Source organism: Sinomicrobium soli (assembly GCF_003285545.1).
Classification (GTDB): domain Bacteria; phylum Bacteroidota; class Bacteroidia; order Flavobacteriales; family Flavobacteriaceae; genus Sinomicrobium.
Map to the genome: position 1 here is coordinate 19,323 of NZ_QLNV01000005.1, position 25,516 is coordinate 44,838.

14 protein-coding genes are annotated in these 25,516 nt (G+C 50.1%); 6 read left to right on the top strand and 8 right to left on the bottom strand.

Annotated elements, in window-relative coordinates; all coding sequences use genetic code 11:
- Window positions 1-141: 141 nt before the first annotated feature.
- Window positions 142-1,659, bottom strand: a complete 1,518-nt coding sequence (gene gltX, locus DN748_RS07585; RefSeq protein WP_112371191.1) for a glutamate--tRNA ligase — start codon at window positions 1,657-1,659, stop codon at window positions 142-144.
- Window positions 1,660-1,773: 114 nt separating this feature from the next.
- Here gltX and DN748_RS19220 point away from each other — a divergent pair, with 114 nt between their 5' ends.
- From DN748_RS19220 to DN748_RS07615, 5 genes are all read left to right on the top strand, one after another.
- Window positions 1,774-5,130 (top strand): DUF4175 family protein, encoded by a 3,357-nt coding sequence (locus DN748_RS19220; RefSeq protein ID WP_201741442.1) that lies wholly within the window; start codon window positions 1,774-1,776, stop codon window positions 5,128-5,130.
- Window positions 5,123-5,542, top strand: coding sequence for an rRNA maturation RNase YbeY (gene ybeY, locus DN748_RS07595; protein WP_112371418.1), 420 nt, complete (start codon window positions 5,123-5,125; stop codon window positions 5,540-5,542). Before DN748_RS19220 ends, ybeY begins: the two co-directional genes overlap by 8 nt.
- Before the next feature lie 313 nt (window positions 5,543-5,855).
- Entirely contained in the window at window positions 5,856-7,727 is a 1,872-nt protein-coding gene (gene mnmG / locus DN748_RS07600; protein ID WP_112371192.1) for a tRNA uridine-5-carboxymethylaminomethyl(34) synthesis enzyme MnmG, read from the top strand.
- A 162-nt stretch (window positions 7,728-7,889) separates the two neighbouring features.
- Window positions 7,890-8,756, top strand: a complete 867-nt coding sequence (locus tag DN748_RS07605; RefSeq protein ID WP_112371193.1) for a class I SAM-dependent methyltransferase — start codon at window positions 7,890-7,892, stop codon at window positions 8,754-8,756.
- A 486-nt stretch (window positions 8,757-9,242) separates the two neighbouring features.
- Complete coding sequence (locus DN748_RS07615; RefSeq protein ID WP_112371195.1) at window positions 9,243-9,758, top strand: OmpH/Skp family outer membrane protein; 516 nt, start codon at window positions 9,243-9,245, stop codon at window positions 9,756-9,758.
- A 98-nt stretch (window positions 9,759-9,856) separates the two neighbouring features.
- Here the strand turns inward: DN748_RS07615 and DN748_RS07620 are convergent, their stop codons facing one another.
- The 7 genes from DN748_RS07620 to DN748_RS07650 form a co-directional block, all read right to left on the bottom strand.
- Window positions 9,857-11,017, bottom strand: a complete 1,161-nt coding sequence (locus tag DN748_RS07620; RefSeq protein ID WP_146746571.1) for a hypothetical protein — start codon at window positions 11,015-11,017, stop codon at window positions 9,857-9,859.
- Between the two features lie 10 nt (window positions 11,018-11,027).
- Complete coding sequence (locus tag DN748_RS07625; protein WP_161554500.1) at window positions 11,028-12,152, bottom strand: arabinan endo-1,5-alpha-L-arabinosidase; 1,125 nt, start codon at window positions 12,150-12,152, stop codon at window positions 11,028-11,030.
- A 178-nt stretch (window positions 12,153-12,330) separates the two neighbouring features.
- Window positions 12,331-13,782 carry a RagB/SusD family nutrient uptake outer membrane protein gene (locus DN748_RS07630; protein WP_112371198.1) on the bottom strand — a complete coding sequence of 484 codons (1,452 nt, stop codon included), beginning with the start codon at window positions 13,780-13,782 and terminating at the stop codon, window positions 12,331-12,333.
- Window positions 13,783-13,791: 9 nt separating this feature from the next.
- Window positions 13,792-16,875, bottom strand: a complete 3,084-nt coding sequence (locus DN748_RS07635; protein WP_112371199.1) for a SusC/RagA family TonB-linked outer membrane protein — start codon at window positions 16,873-16,875, stop codon at window positions 13,792-13,794.
- Window positions 16,876-16,890: 15 nt separating this feature from the next.
- A complete protein-coding gene (locus DN748_RS07640) occupies window positions 16,891-17,169 on the bottom strand; it encodes a hypothetical protein (RefSeq protein WP_112371200.1) in 279 nt (92 codons plus the stop codon).
- A 24-nt stretch (window positions 17,170-17,193) separates the two neighbouring features.
- Window positions 17,194-19,506 (bottom strand): glycoside hydrolase family 2 protein, encoded by a 2,313-nt coding sequence (locus DN748_RS07645; RefSeq protein WP_112371419.1) that lies wholly within the window; start codon window positions 19,504-19,506, stop codon window positions 17,194-17,196.
- A 49-nt stretch (window positions 19,507-19,555) separates the two neighbouring features.
- Window positions 19,556-21,211 (bottom strand): arylsulfatase, encoded by a 1,656-nt coding sequence (locus DN748_RS07650; RefSeq protein WP_112371201.1) that lies wholly within the window; start codon window positions 21,209-21,211, stop codon window positions 19,556-19,558.
- 289 nt (window positions 21,212-21,500) lie between these two features.
- Between DN748_RS07650 and DN748_RS07655 the strand changes: the two genes are divergently transcribed.
- The gene (locus DN748_RS07655; protein ID WP_161554501.1) at window positions 21,501-25,505 is read left to right on the top strand and encodes a hybrid sensor histidine kinase/response regulator transcription factor; all 4,005 of its coding nucleotides are present in this window, start codon (window positions 21,501-21,503) and stop codon (window positions 25,503-25,505) included.
- The last annotated feature ends 11 nt before the right edge of the window (window positions 25,506-25,516 follow it).

Consider the following 25,516-nt stretch of genomic DNA (forward strand, 5'->3'; position numbering starts at 1 on the left):
TTATGTAAACACCGGGGTGGAATTTTGAATTATAAATTTTAAATGAGGGTGGCACTCTACCACTATTTTATCCGTGAATATACGTAAAAAACCCCATAGAATTTTCCCTATGGGGTTTTTGAGTGTTAAATTATGAATGCGCTATCCCAATGCCTGTATGGCTTTTTGTATCCGTGAGATGGTTTCTTCTTTTCCCAGCAGTTCGGTAATATCAAAGATGTGCGGACCTTTCATGGCGCCTACCAGGGCCAGTCGCAGGGGGGGCATGATCTGCCCGAAGCCGAGACCGTTGTCGCCTATCCATTGCTTTACGGCAGCTTCGGTGGGGGCAGAGGTAAAATCATCTGCCGGTTGCAATACCTCTTCGGCAAGCCTGCCCAGCAGTGACGCGGTATTTTCCTTCCACTGTTTTTTGGAAGCCTTGGCGTCATAGCTGTCCGGGGTCAGAAAAAAGAAGGAAGCCTGTTCCCACAAGTCAGTTATAAAAGTGGCCCTTTCCTTGACCAGGCCCACTACTTTTTCAAGAGGGAGGGTAGTGGTAATCCCCTTTTCGTCGAGTAGTCCCGAAAAAGCCCGGGCAAGCCAGGTGTTGTCTTTTTGCTGCAGGTAGTGATGATTAAACCATTTTATTTTTTCAGGGTCGAAGCGCGCTCCCGATTTGTTGACCCTTTGCAGGTCGAATGCATCGATAAGCTCTTCCCGGCTGAAGAGTTCCTGTTCCGTACCGGGGTTCCATCCGAGGAGGGCGAGGAAATTGACTACCGCTTCCGGGAAATAACCGTCTTCGCGATAACCCCTTGACACATCCCCTGTTTCCGGATCGGTCCATTGCAGGGGAAAGACCGGGAACCCCATTTTGTCGCCGTCCCTTTTGCTCAGTTTTCCCTTACCTGTGGGTTTTAGGATCAGGGGCAAATGCGCAAATTCGGGGGCGTCCCATCCGAAGGCGCGATAGAGCAGATGATGCAGGGCCAGTGACGGGAGCCATTCTTCCCCGCGGATCACATGGGTGATTTCCATCAGGTGATCGTCTACGATATTGGCCAGGTGATACGTAGGCATTCCGTCGCTTTTAAAAAGGACCTTGTCGTCGAGTATCCCGGTATCTACCGTAATTTCGCCGCGGACCAGGTCTCTGAGCAGCAGGGATTCGCCCTCGTTGCACTTGAAGCGGATTACGTGGTCGGCTCCGCTTTCCAGCCGTGACCGTACTTCTTCTTCGGAGAGTGACAGCGAATTGTTCAGCTCATTCCTGTTGTGCCAGTTGTATATAAAGGTCTTCCCCTGCGATTCATACGATTTCCGGAGGGCATCGAGTTCGCCGGCAGTGTCGAAGGCATAATAGGCATGCCCCTTAGCTATCAGTTCGCCGGCATAACTCTGGTAAAGATGTTTGCGTTCACTCTGGCGGTAGGGGCCGTATCCCTTGTCTTTTCCAATTCCTTCGTCAAAAGAGATACCACACCAGTTCAGGGATTCCACGATATAGTCTTCCGCACCGGGCACATACCTGCCCTGATCGGTATCTTCGATGCGCAATATGAAATCTCCGCCGTGTTTTCTGGCAAACAGATAGTTGAACAACGCCGTACGCACTCCGCCGATATGTAACGGACCGGTGGGACTTGGTGCAAAACGCACACGAACTTTTCTTGTCATTTTTTCCGGGTTTGAACAGCAAATTTACGGGTTTATCCACAAGCTGCAAACCCCGGCCGGTACTGTGGAAAAAATTGTACTTTTATAAGTTGGAAATGAATTTATAGCAATACGATGCAACACCACCGGGAAAAATACGAAACGGAAGCATTGAAGGGGATAAAACAAAAGCTGGAGCACTTTATCCGGAAGTATTATGCCAACAGGCTGATAAAGGGCATACTCCTCTTTACAGCCATCGGGCTGTTGTATTTCCTGTTTACGTTGTTCGTGGAACATTTGCTGTGGCTCGGTAAAACCGGCCGTACCGTCCTGTTCTGGCTCTTTGTCGCGGTAGAGGTCTGCCTGCTGTACCGCTTTATTGCCATGCCCCTGTTGAAAATGTTCCGCATACAAAAGAGGATGGATTATAAGGAAGCATCCGCCATCATAGGGGCATATTTTCCGGAGGTGGGGGATAAACTTGTCAATGTGCTGCAGCTTTCCGAGAGCAGTGCGGAATACAGCGAGCGGGACCGGGAACTGCTCCTGGCGGGGATCGCACAGAAATCGGCCCGGCTGCAACCTTTTTCTTTTCATTTCGCGGTCGATTTTAAGCAGAACCTGAAGTATGTCAAATATGCCTTGATTCCGTTCATACTTATTTTTATCGTATGGATTAGTGGTAATATTAATTGGTTTTCAGATAGTTATAAAAGGGTTGTGGATTACCGTACCGCTTATGAACCTCCGGCTCCCTTTAGCTTTTTTGTAATGAATGAAACCCTGAACGGTGTGGCCAGCAAGCCTTTTGAACTTCAGGTAAAGGTGGTTGGTGATGTGCTCCCGGAAGATGTCGGGATCCACTTTAACGGGCAGCATTATTTTATGCAGAAGGAAGGAGCCGACCGCTATAAGTATGTTTTTAAACAACCGGGGGAAAATATCGGGTTTTACCTGTCTTCGGGAAAAGTGGCTTCGCGACCTTATCTGTTAACGGTCGATGCTGCCCCGGTAATGACGGGTTTTGAAATGCAGTTGCGCTATCCTTCGTATGTAGGGCGTACTCCGGATACGCTTAAGGGTACCGGAAATGCGACCGTTCCGGAGGGTACGGAAGTGGTGTGGACCCTGGATACCGAAAATACTGCCGTGGCGGAGTGGAGTTCGGCAAATACGGTGATCCCGTTCAGAAAGATAAAGTCTATCGGGGATAGGGATATTTTTTCTGCAGCCCACCGGTTGTACGGGAATACCTCTTACGAAATTACCACGGGTAATGAAAAACTCCCGGATTACGAGTCGCTCGGGTTTGATATCCGGGTGGTAAAGGATGAATATCCGGAGATCGTGGTAAAAGAGGTCCCGGATTCCACCGCGATGAATGGTACCGGTTTTGCAGGGCAGATATCTGATGACTACGGATTTTACGGACTAACGATAAAGTATTACCCGGAAGGAGAGGAGAAGAAGGTGAAGGAAAAAAAGATAGCGGTTACCCCTGGTGTGAATGTGTTCCGTTTTGCCCGGGCTTTTCCGGGGGATATCAGGTTGAGTGAAGGGGTCAGTTACACCGTGTATTTCGAAGTGAGGGACAATGATGCGCTTCGGGGTGGAAAATCTTCGGCATCTTCGCGGTTTTCCTACAGGGTGCGTACAAGGGAAGAGATCGAAAGGGAAGTTTCGGCAAAGCAGAAGGAGGCTATAAACAGTATGGAGCGTACGCTGGGAGAGATGGAAAACAGGGAAGAGGAAGGAAGGGAGATCCGGGCATTGAATATGGAAAAGGAAGAAAAGAGCTTTAACGACCGGCAGCGGATCGACAATTATCTCAGGGAGCAGATGGAACAGGAGGAAATGATGAAGCGTTTTACCCGGGAACTCGAAGAGAGACTGGAGCAGGCGCCGGAAAGCGAAGATCCGCTGGAAAAGAAATTGTTGCAGGAGCGATTGGAACGGCAGCATCAGGAACTGGAAAAGAACAAGAAGCTGCTGGAAGAATTAAAGAAGGTTTCCGATAAGATAGACCGGGAAGACATGGCCAGGCGACTGGAACAGCTTGCGAGGTCGGAGCAGAACGGGAAGCGCAACCTGGAGCAGGTACTGGAACTTACCAAAAGATATTACGTGACCCAGAATGCCGCGAGGTTGCAGCAGGAGCTGGAGCGTATGGCGGGACGGCAGGAGGACCTCGCGAAAGATAGCACCGGGGGGGAGGAACTGAAGAAAAAGCAGGAAGAACTGAATAAGGAATTCGGGTTGTGGAGCGAAGAATTGAGAAAGTTGGAAGAGGATAATGAAGGTTTGAAGAAACCGATGGAATTGGGAACTGACCATAAGGAGGAGGAAAATATCCGGAAGGAACAGCAAGGTGCCGTGGATGATATGGAGAAATCGGACCGGGAGAATGCCGCGAAAAAGCAGCGCAGTGCTGCGGGGCAGATGAAGGAAATGGCGGAAAAAATGAATGCGGCCATGCAGGAAGGAGAGGCCTCTTCCGATATGGAGGATGCGAGGGTATTAAGACAGATACTGAAAAACCTGGTCACTTTTTCTTTCGGGCAGGAAGATCTTATGAAGTTCGTCAACCAGCTGCAAAGCGAGACCCCGGATCTTACCGGAAGTATTCACGAACAGCACAACCTCAAGGAAATGTTTACGCATATAGATGACAGTCTTTTTGCACTTTCCCTGAGGCGTCCGGAACTTTCGGAGCAGGTGAACAAGGAACTTACCGAGGCGCATTTTAATATTGATGCGTCGTTGGAGCAGCTTGCGGAGAACGAGGTTTACAGGGCAGTGGCCAGTCAGCAGTACAGTTTTACGGCAGCCAATAACCTCGCTGCGTTGCTGGGTGAAGTGCTGGACAATTTGCAGCAGAACATGTCTATGGGCAGTGGCAGCGGAAGCGGTGAAATGCAGTTGCCGGATATTATCCAGGGGCAGGAAGAATTGAATGAACAGATGCGGCTGCAGATGAACGGAAAAGAGGGCAAGCCCGGAGAAGAGGGAGAACAGAAAGGAGAGGGCAGAGAGGGAGAACAGGATGGTGATGGGGAAGGAGAAGGAGAAGGAGAATCCGAAGCCTTGTATGAGATCTACAAACAACAGCAGTTATTGCGTGAGGCCCTGGAAAAGCAGCTCAGGGATATGGAAGGAACTCCCGGCGAAAACGACGGGCAACAGTTGTTAAAAGACATGGAGCACATTGAAGATGCCCTGTTGCGCGAAGGGATGAACGAGGCCACCATGAAGCAGATGCTGAACCTGAAACACGAGCTTTTAAAACTGAAGGATGCTGCGATGGAACAGGGAACCGAAAGCCGCAGGGAAAGCAGAACGGGCAGGGAAGATTTCGAAAGGGAAACGGTAAAGCCATTGCCCGGGGCAGAGGAATATTTGCAGGGGATGGAGATATTAAACAGACAAGTATTACCTTTGCGGCAAATTTATAAAGATAAGGTAAAAAAATATTTTAGGAATGATGATTAGTTTTCATTATGAGTCTGGTTTTTCCCTGAAGGACGAAGCATCTTATGCGGCGTGGATAGACCGTGTGATCCGGTCGGAAGAAAAAGAAACGGGAGAGATCAGTTATATTTTCTGTGATGACGACTATCTTTTGACCCTGAACCGGAAGTACCTCGATCACGACACCCTTACAGACATTATCAGTTTTGACTATACCGAGGGGAACACCATTCACGGGGATGTTTATATCTCTGTGGAGAGGGTCGGGGAGAACGCCCTGGATTTTGATGTGGATACGGAAGAAGAGCTCAGGAGGGTCATGGTTCACGGCATATTGCACTACTGTGGATACAAGGATAAATCTGTGGCAGAAAAGGAAGTAATGCGGAAAAAGGAGGAGGAAAAAATGGAATTGTTCCACGTGGAACAGTAGTTGTTTTGTCATGGAGTTTTGAATTATAAACCTGCCTGTCTATGTACAGGCCATGAATGTTATTGTGCCGGTTTAGCGCAACTCGGAATTCTGCGGGTTGCATTCTGAACTAAAAAAGCGGCTGAGTGTTTTCCCGCTTTGAGTCGGGGAATGTATCGAAGCCACCGGCTTTAAAACACCCCTCCTCCTTTATAATGTTCCACGTGGAACAACCAAAGTTCAGGGGGTAAAATGATGCCGCTGGCAGAAGGATTCAGGACGGGGTCGTTTAAGGAAATATAGAAAACAGATATAACAGAAAACAAGTTTAGGCATGTTTGACAGCACGTATGATGTTATTGTGGTAGGAGCGGGCCATGCCGGTTCGGAAGCAGCGGCGGCGGCGGCCAATATGGGGTCCAGGACGTTGCTCATAACGATGAATTTACAGAATATCGCGCAGATGTCCTGTAACCCCGCCATGGGCGGGATAGCCAAAGGACAGATCGTTCGCGAGATCGATGCCATGGGAGGATATAGCGGTATTGTGACCGACAGGACCGCCATTCAGTTTAAAATGCTCAACAAGTCGAAAGGTCCGGCCATGTGGAGCCCGAGAGCACAGTCTGACAGGATGCGCTTTGCAGAAGAGTGGAGGCTGATGCTGGAACAGACCCCCAATCTGGATTTTTATCAGGAAATGGTGTCCGGACTCCTGGTGGAGAACGGGAAAATTACCGGGGTAAAAACATCTCTCGGCATTGAAATAAAGGCAAAAGCGGTGGTGCTGACCAATGGGACTTTCCTGAACGGACTGATCCATATCGGCGAAAAGCAGTTCGGCGGAGGCCGGGCCGGGGAGCGGGCCGCTACGGGTATAACGGAAGACCTGATCAATCTCGGTTTTGATGCCGGTAGAATGAAAACGGGAACACCCCCGAGGGTGGATGGAAGATCGCTGGATTATTCCGTAATGCAGGAACAGCCCGGAGATGATATCCCCGAAAAGTTTTCGTATTCAGACCTCACACGCCCTCTTGAAAAACAACGGTCCTGCCACATGACCTATACCAGCCCGGAAGTGCACGACCTGCTCCGTGAAGGTTTCGACCGTTCTCCCATGTTCAACGGCAGGATTAAAAGTATAGGCCCGAGATACTGTCCTTCGATAGAGGATAAGATCAATCGTTTTGCCGATAAAGACAGGCACCAGTTGTTTGTGGAGCCGGAGGGGTGGAATACGGTGGAAGTTTATGTCAACGGTTTTTCGACATCCCTTCCCGAAGAGGTCCAGTTCAAGGCCCTGCGTTCGGTAACGGGATTTGAAAACGTGAAGTTTTTCCGCCCCGGGTATGCCATAGAATACGATTATTTTCCGCCCACCCAACTCAGGCATACCCTGGAGACAAAGCTGGTGGAAAACCTGTTTTTTGCCGGGCAGATCAACGGAACTACAGGATATGAAGAGGCCGCTTCACAGGGGCTTATTGCCGGGATGAATGCACACCTGAAAGTTTTCGGGAAAGATCCTTTTATCCTCAAAAGGAGTGAAGCGTATATTGGGGTGCTTATCGACGACCTGATCACCAAGGGCACCGAAGAGCCGTACCGGATGTTTACGTCGAGGGCGGAATACCGGACCCTCTTGCGACAGGATAATGCCGATTTCAGGCTTACCCCGAGATCTCATGCTGTCGGACTGGCCTCCGGGGAACGGTTGCGCCGTATGGAAAAAAAGAAGGATAATGCCGACGCCTTTATTCACTTTTTCAGGGAGACCAGTGTAGACCCTTCGGAAATGAACCCGGTATTGGAAGAGAAAAAATCCTCACTGATGAAACAGTCCGATAAAATGTACAAGGTGTTTTCACGACCGAATATTACGATGGACGACATGATGAAAATAGGGGAGGTAAGGCAGTATGCGGAGCACCATCAACTGGATAAAGAAGTGCTGGAACAAACCGAGATACAGGTAAAATATTCCGGGTATATTGAGAAGGAAAAGAACAATGCGGATAAACTGAACAGGCTGGAAGACATCGCCATTCCGTCCGGTTTTGATTACGACAAGCTGAAATCCCTTTCTTTTGAGGCAAGGGAAAAGCTGAAGCATATCCGCCCGGCCACACTTTCACAGGCGTCGCGTATCAGCGGTGTGTCGCCCAGCGATATCAGTGTAATGCTGGTGTATATGGGGAGGTAAAGTGCGGATTTGCAAAAGACGTTCCACGTGAAACATTCCGGTCAATCCGCATATATGTTGATCCTGGCTATAACCAGTAACCCGATATGAGTTCAGAATTCAGAGTTAAACTACCAACTAAAGAACTACGAACTATAAACCAAAAAAACCAATTTCCTGTAAATGGATAAGCCAGCAGCTTCACATTACCTGATGTGTAAAGACTATACCGTAAGCGGAGAACTTTTTGCCCTGGTCCGGGATGAAGAACTACAGATGTTGAGAACCGTTCCCGCTCCGGCGGAAGACCGGTTGCCGGAATACTACAAAAGCGAAAACTATATTTCCCATACCGACGGAAAGAGAAGCCTTTTTGAAAAGTGCTATCATATGGTAAAGCGATACGCCCTTAAACAAAAGCTGAAATATATCAACAGGGAAAATCCGGAAAAGGGGAGGTTACTCGATATCGGTGCGGGCACCGGTGATTTTTTGCTGGTGGCTAAAGCAGACGGATGGCAGGCCGAAGGAATAGAACCCAATACCTCTGCCCGTAAAAGAGCGAAAGAAAAAGGGATCTCTTTACGGGAGGAGTCGGATGAGGTTTTTATGGAAGACCGGTCGGGAGCATATACCTCCATTACCCTATGGCATGTTCTGGAACACGTGCCCGATCTGCACCGGCAGATCAGCGAATTGAAAATACTGCTTAAAAGGGAAGGCACCCTTTTTGTGGCCGTACCCAATTTCAGGTCGTACGATGCGGAACACTACAAAAGTTTCTGGGCCGCGTATGATGTGCCGAGACATTTATGGCATTTTTCCCCGGAAGCGATAAAAGCCGTTTTTCAACAACACGACATGAAAGTCATCCGGCAGATCCCCATGAAATTCGATGCCTTTTACGTAAGCCTTCTTTCTGAAAAATACAAAACCGGGAAAATGAATTTTTTGAAGGCTTTTCGCCTCGGATGGCGGTCTAACCGCAAAGCAGCCTCCAGCGGACAATACTCTTCCCTGATTTATGTGATAAAACACGCGAATACTTGAAATAAGAGGATTTAAGCTGCTTTCAGCCGACATGGGGCGCAATGATGTGCCGAAAAACCAAAACACGCGGAAAACGGCTGTAAACAAGCGGGTTTTGATTGCGTTTTATTATTGAATTCGGGTTGTTTATAAGAAAAAACTATAGTCTTAAAATGGTCCTCCTGTGTTTGTAGTGGCTTTGTCATTCCGACGGTAGTGCCTGTCCCGACCTTTCCCGATGCTCGGGACAAGTTAGTCGGGGAGGAATCTCCGGGCTCTCCGTTATACTGTTGAAGTTTCTTTGCTCTTGGGTGGAGATTCTTCCCTTTGGTCTGAATGACATCGATCTTGTCATCCCGAGTGTAGTCGAGTGATCTCCATTCTTTCCATGATGTGATTGAAGTGTCTTTTACCAAAATACCGAAAAGCACCCTCAAAAATAAAATGGAGGAAAACAGCCTGTCTGGAAAACTTTTCTATTTTTGCGTGTAAACAAATTTTAAACCGATGAAGAAAATTGTTATAGCCGCGGTGGCTTTGTTCGGATTGTTTTCCTGCCAGCAGGATAAGATCGCTTTTATAGACAACACCAGGCTCATTAATGACTACCAGGAAAAGAAGGATATAGAGGCCAAATTCAAGTCGAAGCTCGAGGTTTTCGAAAAGAAGACCGACAGCCTTTCCAGGGCATTACAGACCGAAGCCCAGGCCTTTCAGAGCGAAGCCTCTAAAATGTCGCAGGGCAAGGCCCAGGAAAAGTACGAACAACTGATGCAGAGAAGGCAGCAGATACAGCAGGAAGTACAGCAGGAAGAGATGCAGCTGCAACAGGAAAGCCAGGGAGAGATCGATTCCCTGATCAAGAAGGTCCGGGAGTTTGTAAAAGATTACGGTAAAGACAACGGTTATACCTATATCCTGGGATCTAATGACGCCGGAAGTGTCCTTTATGGCGTTGAAGAAAAGGACCTTACGGACGAACTGCTGAAAGCCCTTAATGACAACTATTCAGAAAAGAAGTAATTGTCTGTAAAACAGTCTTTTATATACAAAACCCGGTTGCAAGAACCGGGTTTTCTTTTTGAAGCACTTCGGTGGGGAAGGCAGGCCGTATAAGGAGCTTAGTTTCCGGGCCTGTACGTATTGACCAGGGTAATAAAATCCTTATGACACAGCGGGTTCTCCGACACCGAGCCATCGGCTGCGGGCAGAAGGGATTTCTGGCAGAAGATGGGATTGATAAACCAGGCGGGGGAATCGGCAGTCATGTTTTCCGGGCAGCTTTGCTGAAACAGGGGATAGGTGGCCAGGACCACCCCGTATTTTTCAAAGCGGTCGAAATAGATATTCAGATAATGCTGCGGATACCAGCTCCGGGTGGCAAAGAGGGCTTCCCATTCTTCGGGGCTTACGCCATTCGTATTGGCATGGCCGAACCACTGGTACAGCTTCCAGTCGGGGTCGCGGTCGTATTTGCGGGCAAATGCCCTGCCTTTGGCATTGACATTGAGAGGTTCAGACAGCATCGACCTGTACAGGCGGTGCAATGAAAATTCCGGGACAATAATCGGTTTGTTTTTTACAATACTCCGGGCATACCGGAAAGCCTGGTCTATTTCCAGGGTATCGGCAATGTGAAGGTGCAGTGATAGCCCGGTGATATCGTCGTTTTCGTGTGTGTATTCCAGAAGGGCATTTACGGCCTCGTTTTCCTGGAAACGCTCTTCAAAAAGAGCGGGAAACGAACCGATATATATCCCGGGCAAGGGGTTTCCGCGTTTCCTGAAATAGGGGAGTACCACCTTGTATAACAGGCGGTCGGTAAAGCGCACCAGGGGAATATTTCCGTGGTCATCCCTGCGCATATCCTTTTCCAGGGTTTCCAGGTTCGGTTCGTTGCCCAGTTTAAAGAGATCGACATGGGGCCCTACGACTTCCAGTATACTTGTCGCCATGTCGAAAAGTTCCTTTTCCCGTGCGGAACCCGGCCGGGGAATGGTTTCCCCGTGACTGGCAAAATCCCAGCGAAACCCGAAGGCTACCTGGTAACCGCGCCGGCCCGCTTCGACAACTTTTGAAAGCCCCGGATCATTTTTTACCTTTAGTTTTCCATCAGCATAATCCAGAATTCTCGGGGTGGTCCTCACCCAGTCTACCCCGGCTTTTTCGAGATATCCGAAATCGATGATCTCCGGGTTGTGATTAAAGTTGGACCCGAGTTCCTGTGCCGGCAGATAGGCCATACACAGGAACATGACGATTACTGAAACAGTGTTTTTCATGATTTTCGGTTTAATAATCATATTTAAAAAGTGCTCCGGCTTCGGGCCAGCCGTCTTCATCCGTACCTAACCTTTGTATTCCCATTCTGATCCCGTTACGTGCAGGAGGATTCTTTAACCAGTAGGAATAGCTCACCCAGTCAGGATGTGTACCGTCGAGTTTATCTCCGTATATGAGACCGACATGCCCCGGGGCGATACGGGTACTTTCGTCCCACTCAAAGGTTTGTTGATTAGACAGGAAAACCGTTCCGCCTCCGTCATACATGCTGTTTCCCTCTTTGTCCAGATAGGGGCCCCGGATATCCTGAGACCAGCCCATCTTGACTTCATAAGTGGCGTTTTCTCCATTTGCGATGGAGTTGCCCGTACCCCAGTTGACAAAGAGCCAGAAGCCTTCCTCTCCGTTTTTTGTACCTGGATACAGTGCAGGAGCCTCAATGGCATTCCGGAAGGTATTTTCCTTTCTGGCCAGATCCGAGATCTCCGTGATCCCCGGGTGCATTTTTCCGTCTTCGCCCAGCCGTATGAGTTTTATACCGCCGAAATGGGAGCCGAATGTTAAAAACCACGCACCGTCAGGCCGTTGTACGGGACAGGGGTCGAGTGCATTGAAGCCGTCCACACCCTCTATCGAGGAGATGACAATGCCCTGATCTATCCATCCGTATTCAGGGTTGTCGGGGTTAAGGGTCTTATTGGTAGCCAGCCCGATGGCTGAAGTGGAACTTCCCAGTTTGGACACGCAGTAATACATGCGGTATTCTGACGATTTTTCGTCGAATACCACATCCGGGGCCCAGGCGATATTTATCGGACTGTACCCGGCCCACCACGCGGGGCGTTCCGGGAAAACATCGGGCCCTGTATTCCACTGTCCGGAGGACAGGGAGGAGGCCCATATCATCCTGATCCCTCCCCCGGTGGCATAGCAGAAGATTTTTCCGTCCGACCTTATCAGTCGGGAGGTGTCTTTTAATCCGGTAATACCCGTCATTTCAGGTGCGGGGTCCTGCTGTTCCTGTTCTTCTTCCGGCACCGGAGGTGCCTGTTCATCACTGCTTTTGCATGACAGGGACAGTAAGAACAGGAATGTAAAAGGGATAAATTGTCGGGAAAAGAAATATGGTTTCATTATATAGTTTTTTAGTTCTTGGTTGCAGGTTTCAATCATAACTGGTTACAGGTTACAAGTTGCAGGTTTGAATCAAACTTCGAGCTTCCGACTTCGGACTCCCGACTTCCTGCCATTTCGTCGTTTGCAAACTAACGTTATATTTGCTTTTCTTAGGACAAACCGGCCTCAGATATTCTTATCTAAGGGCCGGGTTGGCATTTACTTCTTTTTGCGGATAAGGGAAAACGACCTGGTCTTCCCGGGCATTCAGCCCCCTGTTACGCGCGTATTCGATAAATTTGTCATGCCTTACGAGGTCTTCCCTCCGTTTTCCTTCCGTATAGAATTCCCAGCCCCTTTCCTGAAGGATGATATCCCTGAACTCACTCTTATCGCCAATTTCGCTCATGAAGTAGGGATCATCGATAGAACGGGTCCTTACCTCGTTCACCAGGGCGAGGGCTTCCTGGGTTGGCCCGTTAATCTCATTGATCGCTTCGGCCCTGCACAATAGTATATCGGCATACCTGATATAGGGAAAATCACTACCAGCAAAATTACCTGTCTGATCGTTATCCCAGTATTTCAGGCTTCTTGAATTGTCGGGGGTCCCCCTGAGATTTACCGTATTACCGGCCCTGTTCTCATAGGTTTCGATTACCGCGTCCTTGCGGTCGTCCTCCGGATCAAAGGAGTCGGTAAAACCGTCCCTCAGGCTAAACTGGGTAGGCCAGTTTGCCATCGAAGGAGTCCATTCAAATTCGGGAACGGTGGGGGTGCTTTTAAAACCCGGGGGAAAGGCTCCGTTCTGGTATTGTAACCCGAAACCCTGTTCGTTTTTATAGGAATATGTTACGATAATCTCCCTGTTCCCTTCATTGTCGATAAAAAATATCGATCGATAGTCCGGGCTCAGTTCATAATAGTTAAGCCCTATCAGTGAATCTGTAGCTTCAATGACTTTTTCCCATTGCCTTGTTCCCATCAGGAATTTTGTCAGCACGGCATAGGCATGTCCTTTGGTGGCCCTGCCTTGCTGGTTCTGTGTGTCAGGGCGTGGCAGGTCGACGGCGGCTTCCCGGAGTTCGGTTTCGATAAAGGAATAAAATTCTTCCTCCCCCGGCAGGGGCAGTTCCTGGGGCTGTACTTCCAGGTCGGAGGTGGTTCGCAGGGGCACCAGGCCGAAGTCTCTGAACAGTTTTACGTATTGTGCCGCCCTGAGATACCGGGCCTCTGCGGTAAATAACCGCTCATCACTTTCGGAGAGCGGCGGCTCCTCGATTTTTTCGAGTACGATATTGGCATCCCTGATGGCCTGGTACCGGCGCAGCCAGAAAGCATTCTCCAGAATGGGGTCTGAGGCATCCCAGTTAAAGTCCAGGAAAGGCTTCATTTCCCGTTCCACCGCACCTATTCTTACGTAGGATATATCTGTGGTCACCTCGTTGATCAGAATTTCGTTCTTAACCATCCCGGTAGCCAGCTTGTCAAATTCATAACCGGAAAGCAATACGGCTTCCAGACCTTCCTTAGATTGAAAGAGACCTTCGGGCTCGAATTCGTCTACCGGAGGCATGTCCAGTTCGGCCTCACAGGAAAACAGTGTAAGAACCCCCAGTATGAAAGTAAGTTTTTTTATTGTTTTCATAATTGTGTTTTAAAATTCTACATTAAGGCCTATGAGATACGTCCTGGGCAGGGGATACGCATTAAAATCGAGGGCAATCGTGTTGCTTCCCGTAGCATTTGCCGCAGGGTCCACACCGTTGTAATCGGTGATGGTGAATAAATTCTGTCCCGTTACATATACCGATAAACGGCTGAACAACCCCATCTTGCTCACGGGTACTTCATAACCGAGCCGTACCGATTGCAGCCGGATATAGGAAGCATCTTCTACGGTACGACTGTTAATCAGGGCATTTGCTCCGCCCTGCGCAGTCGGGTTGACAAAAGAAGGGTATTTGTTCGTCGGGTTATCCGGAGTCCACCTGTTGAGCAGGGGCTCTGCAATCCGGTTACGACGGAAATCATTGGGAGCATAGGTGTTGATAAGGTTTCCGTTCAGGCGATCCGCACCTTCTACGCCCTGTAACAGGATGTCCAGAGTAAAATTCCGGAATCTGAAATTATTGGTAAGCCCCCAGGTAATATCGGGGATAGGGCTTCCCAGAACGACCCTGTCGGACGCATCGATGATACCGTCGCCGTTTATGTCTCTGTACTTCACATCACCGGGAGAAACCTGGGATTCTGTCGTGCTGAAGTCATCATTCACCTGCCACACCCCGTCTACTATAAAACCGTAATAGGAATCCAGCGCCTCTCCCGGGGCCACCAGTGAAAAATCCGGGATCTGGGACTGGCTGCCCCGGATAATATCTCCGCTATCACCGATATCGAGAACTTCATTTTTCAGGGTGGCCAGGTTTCCGGAAATGTCCCAGGTAAAATCCTCAGTAGTGACGGCAGCAAAGTTTAAGGTCAGCTCCACTCCGCTGTTCCTTACGCCTCCGAGGTTCTGGGTCTGAAATTCAAAACCGGTATTTAATGCCTGGGGAACATTCAGCAGCAGGTCTTTTGTTTCCTTGTTAAAATAATCGATGCTTCCGTTCAGCCTGTTTTCAAAAAGGCCGAAATCCACCCCGATGTCGTACTGTACGGCACGTTCCCAGGTGAGGTCGGGGTTTGCCAGCCGGGTCGGATAGATGGTGTTGTAGAAATCATCTCCGAACAGCAGGTCGGCACCCGAAGAGAAAGTCTGATAGGTCAGGGCATTTCCTATATTGGCATTCCCGGTACTTCCCATGCTGACACGGGGTTTCAGCTGACTGATCCACGAAATATTATCCATAAAACCTTCTTCGTGCATTTTCCAGGCAAAGGCCCCGGAAGGAAAGTATCCGAATTTGTTGTTTATTCCGAACCTCGAAGAACCGTCGGCCCTTATGGATGCCGTAAACAGGTATTTGTTGTTTAAACTGTAATTCACCCTTCCCAGGTACGATATAAAACGGGCCTGGGTTCTTCCGCTCCCGAGGTTATTTAGTTCCGGGTCGCCGGAACCAATGGCATTGGTGCCGAGGTCGGGCAAGGCATACCCGCGGCCATTTCCCGTAAAAGACTTGGTCTGGAAATATTCGTAGGTGGCCCCCAGTACTGCGGTAATATTATCATCGCCGATATCCTTGTTATAGTTGACGGTACCTTCTGCCGAAACATAGTCCTTTCTGCCCGTCTGTATCGTCGCCAAACCTCCTGTACCGCGTCCCTGCAGGGTAAACGGTTGAACAAAAGTATCCCTTCTTACGTCCTGTACATCTCCTGCGAGTTGTAATTTGGCAGAAAACGAGGGCATGAAGAAGTATTCGAAAAAGGTGTTTCCATAGAACCTGAACGTTTCTCCCCGGGCATTGGCTCCATTCAGAATGGACAAGGGATTGTCGATATTTACAAAGCCGGATTCCCTGTACGATCCGTCGTCGTTATACGGCCGGATGGTAGGGTCAAAATTGATCGCGGAGTACAGTGCTCCTCCATTGTTATTGATACCGACCCCGGTAGAAGCGAAATCGTCTTTTATATAGGAGGCGTTCATGTTGATCCCGTATTTATACTTCTCATTCGAATCGGAGTTGAGATTTATCCTGATATTATACCGGTCCATTCCGGAACCTTTTACCAACCCTTCCTGGTTAAAGTAGCTCAGGGAAGCGTAGTAATTGAGATCTTCCTTCGAACCCGAAAACGACAGGTTATGGCTTTGGGTGGGAGCGTCGCGGAGCACCAGGTCCATCCAGTTCGTGCCTTCTCCCTCTATCTCCGTGACCCTCTGCCCGGGGTCTCCCCCTCCGTCATCGATGATGGCATTGAGTACTTGTTGGTATTCGGCCGGGGATAAAAGGTCGAGCCGCTTTGCAGCCTCCTGGAAGCCGTAATACATATCATAGCTGATCTTCATCTTTCCGGCTTTTCCCTTCTTGGTGGTGATCAGGACAACCCCGTTGGAACCCCTGGAACCATAGATAGCGGTACTCGAGGCATCTTTTAATACCTCAATGGACTCGATGTCGTTCGGATTCAGTGAATTGAGAGGGTTCCTGGGAGTTCTGTTGCCCGTAAAACCCTGTCCCCCGGTGGCCGCAACAGCACCGTTATTGACAATCATGCCGTCGATGACATAAAGAGGCTGCGAACCGGCATTGATGGACCCTGCCCCCCTGATGTTTACGCTCAGCCCTCCTCCGGGCTCATTGCTGCTCTGGGAGATCTGAACACCGGCAATACGCCCCTGAAGGGCCTGCTCGGCAGAAACATTGGCCCCCTGGTTCAGGTCTTCCGCCTTTATGGAAGAAACGGCCCCGGTAAGGTCGCTTTTTCTGACACTTCCGTAACCTATCACGACTACTTCGTCCAGCGATTCCTGGTTGGTTTTCATCGCTACATCTACGGTGGTCGATGTGCCGACGACCCTTTCTTCCTTTTGAAAACCGATATAACTGAATACCAGGATTGCCCCTCTTTCTGCGGTTAGGGTGTAATTCCCGTCCATATCCGTCTGTGTACCGTTCGCGGTTCCCTTGACCAGGATGTTTACCCCGGGAAGGGGCATATGGTCGTCAGCGGAAGTTACATTACCTGTTATGGTCGTATCCTGTGCCATGACCGAAAAACCGGTCAGGAGCAGCAGTAATGACAACTTTCGTGAAAACAGGCATTGCCAGTAATTGTTTTTTGTCATAATTATTGTTTTAAGTTAGTCTTGGTATTCATTGTCCTGTATGGCTATAAAATCCTCGGCCCAGGCGTAGTTGAACTGAAACTTTCCTGTATCCGGGTCGGGTTCTACGGTGCGGTTGGCGTATAAGCCGTTAAAATTCACGCCGAGGTTCCTGCTGTCGTCCAGAAGGATGGCCTGAGGTGTTCCCGGGTCGTCGTCTTCCGGGATACCTTCTCCCTCTGATGAGGAACAAGCGAGGCTTATCCCGGAAAAGACGAGGGAGATCCATGTGTTAAACTTTAAATGCGAAATCATAATTCATCTGGTTTTGATTGGTGTTTATTTCAACAGGCCTGTTCCGTCGGCCTCTTTTTTCCCGGAGACGGACGTGGTGTATATTCCGAGGTCGAAAGAACGTTCTTCTTCCTTGCCTTTTACGGAGACCGTTATATGATTTTTCCCGGTATGCAGGTATGCTGCTGCGTTTTCTATCAGCTGATTCCTGTAATGTCTTTTTCGGCCGCCCTTAAAGCCTTGCTGCATAAGCTGCCTGCCATTGATATAGATGTCCATATCAGCCTTGTCCAGGTAATAGCGTAGTACAAAGGTTTCCGGAACATCCTCTACCTCAAACTCCTTATACAGGAAAAGGTCTTCGTTTTTATCCCAGGTACTGCCTTCGGGAAGGGCATAGTTGTCGTAAGTGCTGAACGGAGCCTGTTTTTCTGTTCCCCGTTTCAGTTTTCCGGATGGTTTATACCAGCGCTTTCCCGCCTTGTACCGCACGGTCCACGATGTGGGCCCGTGTTCCGAATCGGCGATCAGGACATGGTGTTTTTCAGCTTCGTTGTACAGCCGGTCAAAAAGCGGCCGGGTCTCTTCCGGGCTTATTTTGATCACTTCCCGGTCGTAGGTCATCATGCCGTTTACCTCGCCCTCTACATCCGTGGTCTGGGTATAAACAGCGGCAGAGAGCCCGAAACTTTTCAGGCTCACGAGGTCGTTTACCAGCGTTCTGAACCGGTCTTTAAAAGCATCCTGGTTGTCCATGGTCAGGTATCCCCAGTTGCGCTTGTTCCACCACATATGATCCGGAACGGCCCATCCGATCCCGCCGAATTCACCCAGCACAGAAGCGCGGTTAGCTTCCGGGTATTCCAGGCCGGGGCCGGGATACAGGTGGATGTCTATCATGTCGCCCACACCGCGGTCGGCCCATCCGCTGGGGGAATCGATGAGTCGGCTGGGATCGTATTTTTCCACCCACCGGGTCACCCGTTCGGTATCGTACTGCCCCCAGCCCTCATTAAACGGTACCCAGACGACAATGGAGGTAAAATTGTGAAAGGCGTCCATCATTTCCCTGAGCTCGGCCTCAAACTGCCGGGCCGAGGCTTCTGTCCGATGTGCATCTTCGGTTTCCCAGGCCTCTATTCTCAGGTCTTTAAAGTAATTTCCGTTGGGCATATCCTGCCATACGAGCATTCCCATCTTGTCGCATTGGTAATAAAAACTGGCCGGTTCTACCTTTACATGCTTGCGCAGCATGTTGAAACCCCATTTCCGGGTCATTTCCACATCGTACATCATGGCCTCTTCGGTAGGTGCGGTAAACAGGCCGTCGGGCCACCAGCCCTGGTCGAGCAGCCCGAACTGGAATACGGGCTTGTCGTTCAGCAGGATGCGGGTATACCCGTTGTCGTCCTTGCCCAGGGCAATTTTGCGCATACCGAAGTAGCTCATAACCTGGTCCCTGGTTCCGGACCCCTTGTCCGTAAGGGTTATTTCAAGATCGTACAGGTGCGGGTCGGAAGGGCTCCAGAGCCGCTGGCCGGGGATATCCAGGGATACTGTTCTGATCGTGTCTCCCCGGTGCAGGGCAATGGTTTCGGAAGCGATAACCTCACCGTGGTCCAGGGCTTTTACCAGGAGCTCTCCCTCTCCGTCCGGCGAGCTGAAGGCGATCTCGGTATGCAGGGCTGAACGGTCGATATCCGGGGTGTTCTTTACCTGCCTGATATGGGTGCCCGCCGTTTTTTCCAGCCATACGGTCTGCCATATCCCGGTAACGGGGGTATACCATATCCCGGTAGGGTCGGCAACCTGTTTTCCACGGGCCTGGGTACCGGCATCGGTAGGGTCCCACACTTTTACCACCAGCTGCTGTTCTCCCTGTTCCAGGAAAGAGGTAATGTCGAAGTGAAAAGGGGTAAAACCGCCCTTGTGTTCTCCTGCTTTCCGGCCGTTCACATATACCGTGGCTTTCCAGTCTACCGCACCGAAATGCAGGTGCAGCCTTTGTTTCGGGGCCAGGCTGTCGGTTTTAAAAGTAGTTTTATACCAGAGTATGTTGTCCTCTCCGACAGTCTTTTTAACCCCGCTCAGCTGCGACTCCACGGCGAAAGGGACCAGGATGTCCCCGTCGAAGGCCGCCGGTTGCGGGGCCTCTTTCGGGGTAATGGCGTATTGCCAGGTACCGTTGAGGTTTTGCCAGTTGTCCCGCTTCATCTGGGGCCTGGGGTAAACATTCCACACATTGTCCGGCTGTACGGCATCGGTCCAGGGCGTATCCATCGAAAAGCGGAGTACATCTTTTTGTTGCGCCCAGGAGAGCATGGGAAGGAGAAACAGTAAAACGATTTTTTTCTTCATGTTCAGGATGATGTTCAAATTGTATTCGGATTAGTTTGATATTTACGGGTCAGGGGGCAGGATGCGCGAGGAGCTCTTCGGCCAGTTCCTGCCATCGTTTTTTCATTTGTTCCAGCCTTTCAGGGTGCTTCCCGGCCACATTGCGGGTCTCCGTCGGGTCGGTTTTCAGGTCGTAGAGTTCCCAGTCACTGCCGTTGTCGAGCTTTACGAGCTTCAGGTCGCCCTGTCGCAGGGCCGCAGAACCGAAGTGCTCCCAGAAGTACTCTTCCTGCGAATTCCCGACGGTTTCCCCGGAGAGTATGGGGATGATACTGTGGCCGCGAGTGGGAGTCACGGAATGTCCGTTGAACTCCTCCGGATAGGTAGTCCCTGCGAGATCAATACAGGTGGCCATAAGATCGGTAAGGTGTGCTGCCGAAGTACGTATCTCCCCTTTCGGAAGTTTTGCCGGCCAGTGGGCGATAAAAGGTGTTTTTATCCCTCCTTCGAATACCCTTGCCTTCCAGTACCTGTAGGGAGTATTGGCCACATGAGACCATTCGGGGCCGATGCCGGAGGTCACCGTCTGCGGTCCGGGCAGGGCATCTTTTTCCACAGGGAATGCAATGGGCGTTCCGTCGCGGGTACTTCCCGGCCGGTCGAACCCGGGGCCGTATCTGGAGGGGTGCTCCGAGCTGGCGCCGTTGTCTGAAAGGAAAAAGATAACGGTATTCTCCAGTTCTCCGGTGGCCTCCAGCTTGTCTACAAGGTTCCCTATCGTCCGGTCCATGATGTCTACCATGGCCGCATGGGTGGCCATGGCCCGGATGTCCCATTCCCTGTCGGGGTTGCTCTGCCATTCCTTTTCGGGGAACATGAATTCCGGAAGGCCGGTACCGGACTGTATGATCCCGGCTTCGATCAGGTTCCGGTACCGTTGCGCCCGTATATTTTTCCATCCCCGGCGGTATGTTTCGGTGTATTTGTCGATCACCTCCTCCGGGGCCTGCAGCGGCCAGTGCGGCGCGCAATGGGCGACATACAGGAAGAAGGGATCTTTGCCGGCGGCAAAGCGGTCTACATAGGCTACGGCAGAGTCGCCTATGGCATTGGTATAGTAAAAGTCGTCGGGGACATCCTTTACCGGCTCGGTACCGTTGACCAGGCTAAAGGGATCGTAGAAATCCACGACACCCCATATATTTCCGTAATAGTGGTCGAAACCCCGTGCTGTGGGATAGGTCTTTACATCGGCAAAATCACCATAGTCTTCCTGGTGTGAGAGCCATTTCAGTTGTTTTTCCTTTTCGAGCTCGGGGGTTTCCGAAACATGCCATTTCCCGACCATTCCGGTCTGGTATCCGCTCTGTTTGAGCACTTCGGCGATAGTCACGGTTTCATCGTCCAGCGTGCCCTGGTATCCGGGCAATCCCATGTTTTTGGTCATGCGCCCTATACCGGCCTGGTGCTGGTACAGGCCGGTGAGCATTGCTGCACGCGAAGGGCAGCAGCGCGAAGTATTGTAGAACGACCCCATCCGGACCCCGTTTTCGGCAAGCCTGTCCAGATTGGGAGTCTGTATTTCCCCTCCGTAACACCCCAGGTCGGAGAACCCGAGGTCATCGGCCATGATGATGATGATGTTGGGCCTCCCGTCTTCTTTCTCCCCGGAACAACCGGTAAGGGCCAGCGCGGAAAAGAACAGTGATAGTACTCTTTTATTCATGGTGATAAATGTTCATTATGTTTAAAGGTTCAGCTTTTTTGTTTTGTCGGCCCATTATTCGGAATGTTGAATAAATGACCTTTTTTATTGCCATATTTTATATTTTAGCTGCTCAAACAAGCATATTTTTATTATTTGACGGTGTAATGTTAGATGAATACGTAAACATCTGACTGTATTTTTGTATAATCTGATAGCATTATTGTCCATTTCCGGCAGAATGACACTCTTTTAAGGACAAACCTTTTGACACCTGTTTATTTATTACATGAAAACATTCAGACAACATATGGCTTACACGATCATTTTGATCGTATGCTTCCCGAATCACACAAGTACGGCACAGGAGCGTATTTTCGAAAAGATCACGGTAAAGGAAGGACTGTCGCACAGTACGGTATACGATATTGCCCAGGACGAATACGGGGTAATGTGGTTCGGTACGAGGGAGGGGCTGAACAGTTTTGACGGAAACAGGATCACCACCTTCAAGCATGACAAGAGCGGACCGGGCAGCCTGAGCGACAGTGAGGTCAATGCGATACGGGCCACTCATTCGGGATTACTGGTAGGAACATACAAGGGACTGGACCGGTATGTGCCGGAGACACACAGGTTTGAAAGGATATTGCACGGTGTAGCGGTGAGCACCATTTTCGAGACTCCGGACAGTACCGTTTTTGCCGGAACGCAGCAAGGGCTTTTTAAAATAGAAGGGAAGAAGAAAACATTGCTCCTGGAGGGAATGGCCATACAGGATATGGCGGCGTTCAGGACCAATGTGTTCTGGGTGGCGCTGCACCAGCGTATACTGCTGATCAACAATATGGGAGAGGTAATAAGCGAATACAGTTTGCCGGAAAGCCCTTATAACAATACGGCAAAGAATGTCTATACAATCAACACCCTTTTTAAGGATTCGGAGGGCACCTTGTGGATGGGAACTTCTCACGGACTTTTTTATTTTGATACCGGCAAAGACAGATTCAACCACATCGGCCTGACGGACAGGGACAATATCGAAGCCGAGGTGATCCGCAGTATTCTGGAAGATACGGAGGGAAATTTATGGCTGGGCACCGAGAGCGGTATTTTTGTGTTCGACAGGAAGAAAGGTTCCGTAATCAACTATACCCAGTCTTTTAACGTGCAGCCGGAAACACTGTCTGATAAGTCGGTGTACAGTTTGTTCCAGAGCAGGGACAATATCATATGGGCAGGGACCTATTTCGGGGGGGTTAACTATACCATGCCGGGGTCCAACGGGATAAGGAAATACATGCCCGGGGACTACCGGAATTCCATTAACGGAAAGGCCGTAAGCCAGATCACCGGGCTGGACGACGGGACGATATGGATCGGGACGGAAGACGGGGGCGTAAGCATATTCCACCCCGACCGGCAACATTTTGACCGCCTGACCACCCGGGACGGACTGAGCAGTAATAATGTTCATGCCATAGAAGAGGACGGGCAGGGAAATGTATGGATAGGAACATTTCTGGGAGGAATAAACCGCTATGACAAAAAGGACGGGACCATTACGGTATATAAAAATAGCGGGGATACTTCCGGTTCCCTGTCCAATAATTATGTATATGCCATCTTACAGGACCGGAACGGCACGTTGTGGGCAGGCACGCAGTACGGTCTTAATACCTTCGATTATGGTTCGGGGGAGTTTCATCTTTTTATGCCCGGAGAACTGGGCGATAAGTTTGTGTACGACATCCTTGAAGACCGCCGGGGCAACCTCTGGTTCTGTACGCGCCACAACGGGGTATACCAGTACCTGACAGACCGGAAAAAACTCGTCCGGTATACGGTCTCCGATGAAAAAAGGGGACATTTTATCAGCGCCTATGAAGATTCCGGCGGCACCATCTGGTTCGGTACGCTGAACGACGGGCTCTTCAGGTACGATTACGGGCAGGGGGCATTGTCTCCCTTTATGCTGAATGACAGGCTTCCCAACAAGAACACCTACGGGATGCTTGAAGATGATGAAGGCAGGTTGTGGATATCCACTAATAGCGGGATCAGTGTATATACGCCCGGCAGTACCGAATTGCTGCACCTGGAAGTGAAAGACGGCCTGAGCACCAACCAGTTCAACTTCAAATCATTCTACAGGGATGCACGGGGAAGGCTTTATTTCGGCTCCATAAACGGGTTGAATGTCATCGACCCCGGCAAGCTGAATGTTTCCCCCGGCGCTCCCGGGATCAGGTTTACGGGGCTGCAGCTCTTTAACAAGGCGGTGCCCATTGACCGGGACGGGGTGTTGAAAGAGGACCTTAACTATGTTGGAAAAATTGTGCTGAAACACAACCAGAATGTATTGGGCCTGGAATACAATGCCATTGACTACCTGCAGGGGGCATCGGTGCGATATGCCTATAAACTGGACGGTTTCGACGAAAACTGGAACAGGGTGGGAACAAAGAACAATGCCACCTATACCAACCTGGAGCCGGGAGATTATGTGTTCAGGGTAAGGACATTGCCATTCACCTCCGTCAACAATGAAAAACAGGTACAACTCACCATATTGCCGCCCTTCTGGAAAAGCAACGGGGCATATGCGCTGTACACCCTGCTGTGCTTGCTGCTCATCTATGCCTACTGGCGTTTTGTGCGTTTTGTACACGCACAGAAACTGGCCGTACAGATGGAACGGCTGGAGAAGGAAAAGATTCGGGAGCTCAACCAGCACAAACTCAATTTTTTCACCTTTATCTCGCATGAGTTCAAAACCCCCTTAACGCTGATCATTGCCTCGGTGGAAAAGTATTTTAAGGAAAGTGTGAACAGGGCTTCCCCTCCCGAAGAACTGCTTTCCGTAAAGCGGGGTGCCGAAAAACTGAACCAGCTGATATTCCAGTTGCTGGAATTCCGGAAAATAGAGACCGACCATGCCAGGCTGGAACTTCGAAAGGGAGACATCATACTTTTTTTAAGGAATACCTTCGATGCCTTTACCCCGCTTTTTTCACGGAAAGAGGTCAAATATACCTTTAAAAGCCATTTTAAGGAATACCACTGCTATTTCGACCCGGAAAAGGTGGAAATGATCGTAGCCAATCTTATATCCAATGCCCTGAAAAATACCCCGGCAGGCGGAACGATCACGCTGCAGGTCGCGATAAGTACGGCACTCGACAGCCGGAAAAGGAGCCTTATGGACATCGATGTTACCGACAACGGGAACGGGATGTCGCCGGAGCAGGCAGCGCATATTACGGAGCCGTTTTACCGGACCGACGGAGAAGGAAAGTCACAGAATACCGGCCTGGGGCTGGCCCTGGTAAAAAGCCTGACCGGGTTTCTCGAAGGGTCGTTACACATCGCTTCGGAACCCGGTGAAGGGACGAAGGTCAATGTGCGGTTTCCATTGCTGTTAAAGGCCCCTGAAAGCCATAAGATCGCACCGGTGGCGGGCAACAGGGCAGCAGGCCTGCTTCCCGGGGATACGGGTGACGGTGAAAATACCGGTCCTGACGAGACATCAACTCCGGCTTCCGGGGGAAATTACAAGATCATTATCGCAGAAGACAATACCGAGCTGATGCGCTTTCTTCAGAAACATTTTTCAAGGAGGTTTAATGTCATCGTTGCAAAAGACGGCATGCAGGTACTGGAGAAAATGAAAAACAATACCCCCGACCTGATCGTTTCGGATGTAAAAATGCCTGAGCTGAACGGGATAGATCTCTGCAAGAGAATAAAATCGAACCCGGAAACCCGGTATATCCCCTTTGTGCTGCTGACCGCAAAGGACGAAGAGCAGCTCAAACTGGATGCCCTTGCGGCCGGGGCCAATGCCTATCTGTCCAAACCCTTTAATCTCAGGGAACTGGAACTGCTCATAAAAAACCTGCTCGAGACCGGGAAAAACCTGGAAAACCGGTTTTCCCCGATCAGCGGGATAAAAGACGATATACCCATGCCGGCCAATAACCGGGACAGGGAATTTCTGCGGAAAATAGTGTCGCTGGTCGAAGCGAACTACCAGGACCCCAAATTCGGAGTGGAAACCCTGGCCGACCGGGCAGGGATAAGCCGGTCATTGCTACACCTTAAAATGAAACAGGTAACGGGATTGAGCGCTTCCGGGTATATAAAAAGGATTCGTATGAAAAAGGCATGCCGGTGGATCAGGGCCGGAAAAAGTATTTCCGAAGTCGCTTATAACGTGGGTTACAGCGACCCCAATTATTTCAGCAGGGCATTTAAAAAGGAATTCGGGCAAACCCCTTCCCGTTTTGCGGGAAAACAGGGAGGCGGCAGATGAGAGCCGGTTTG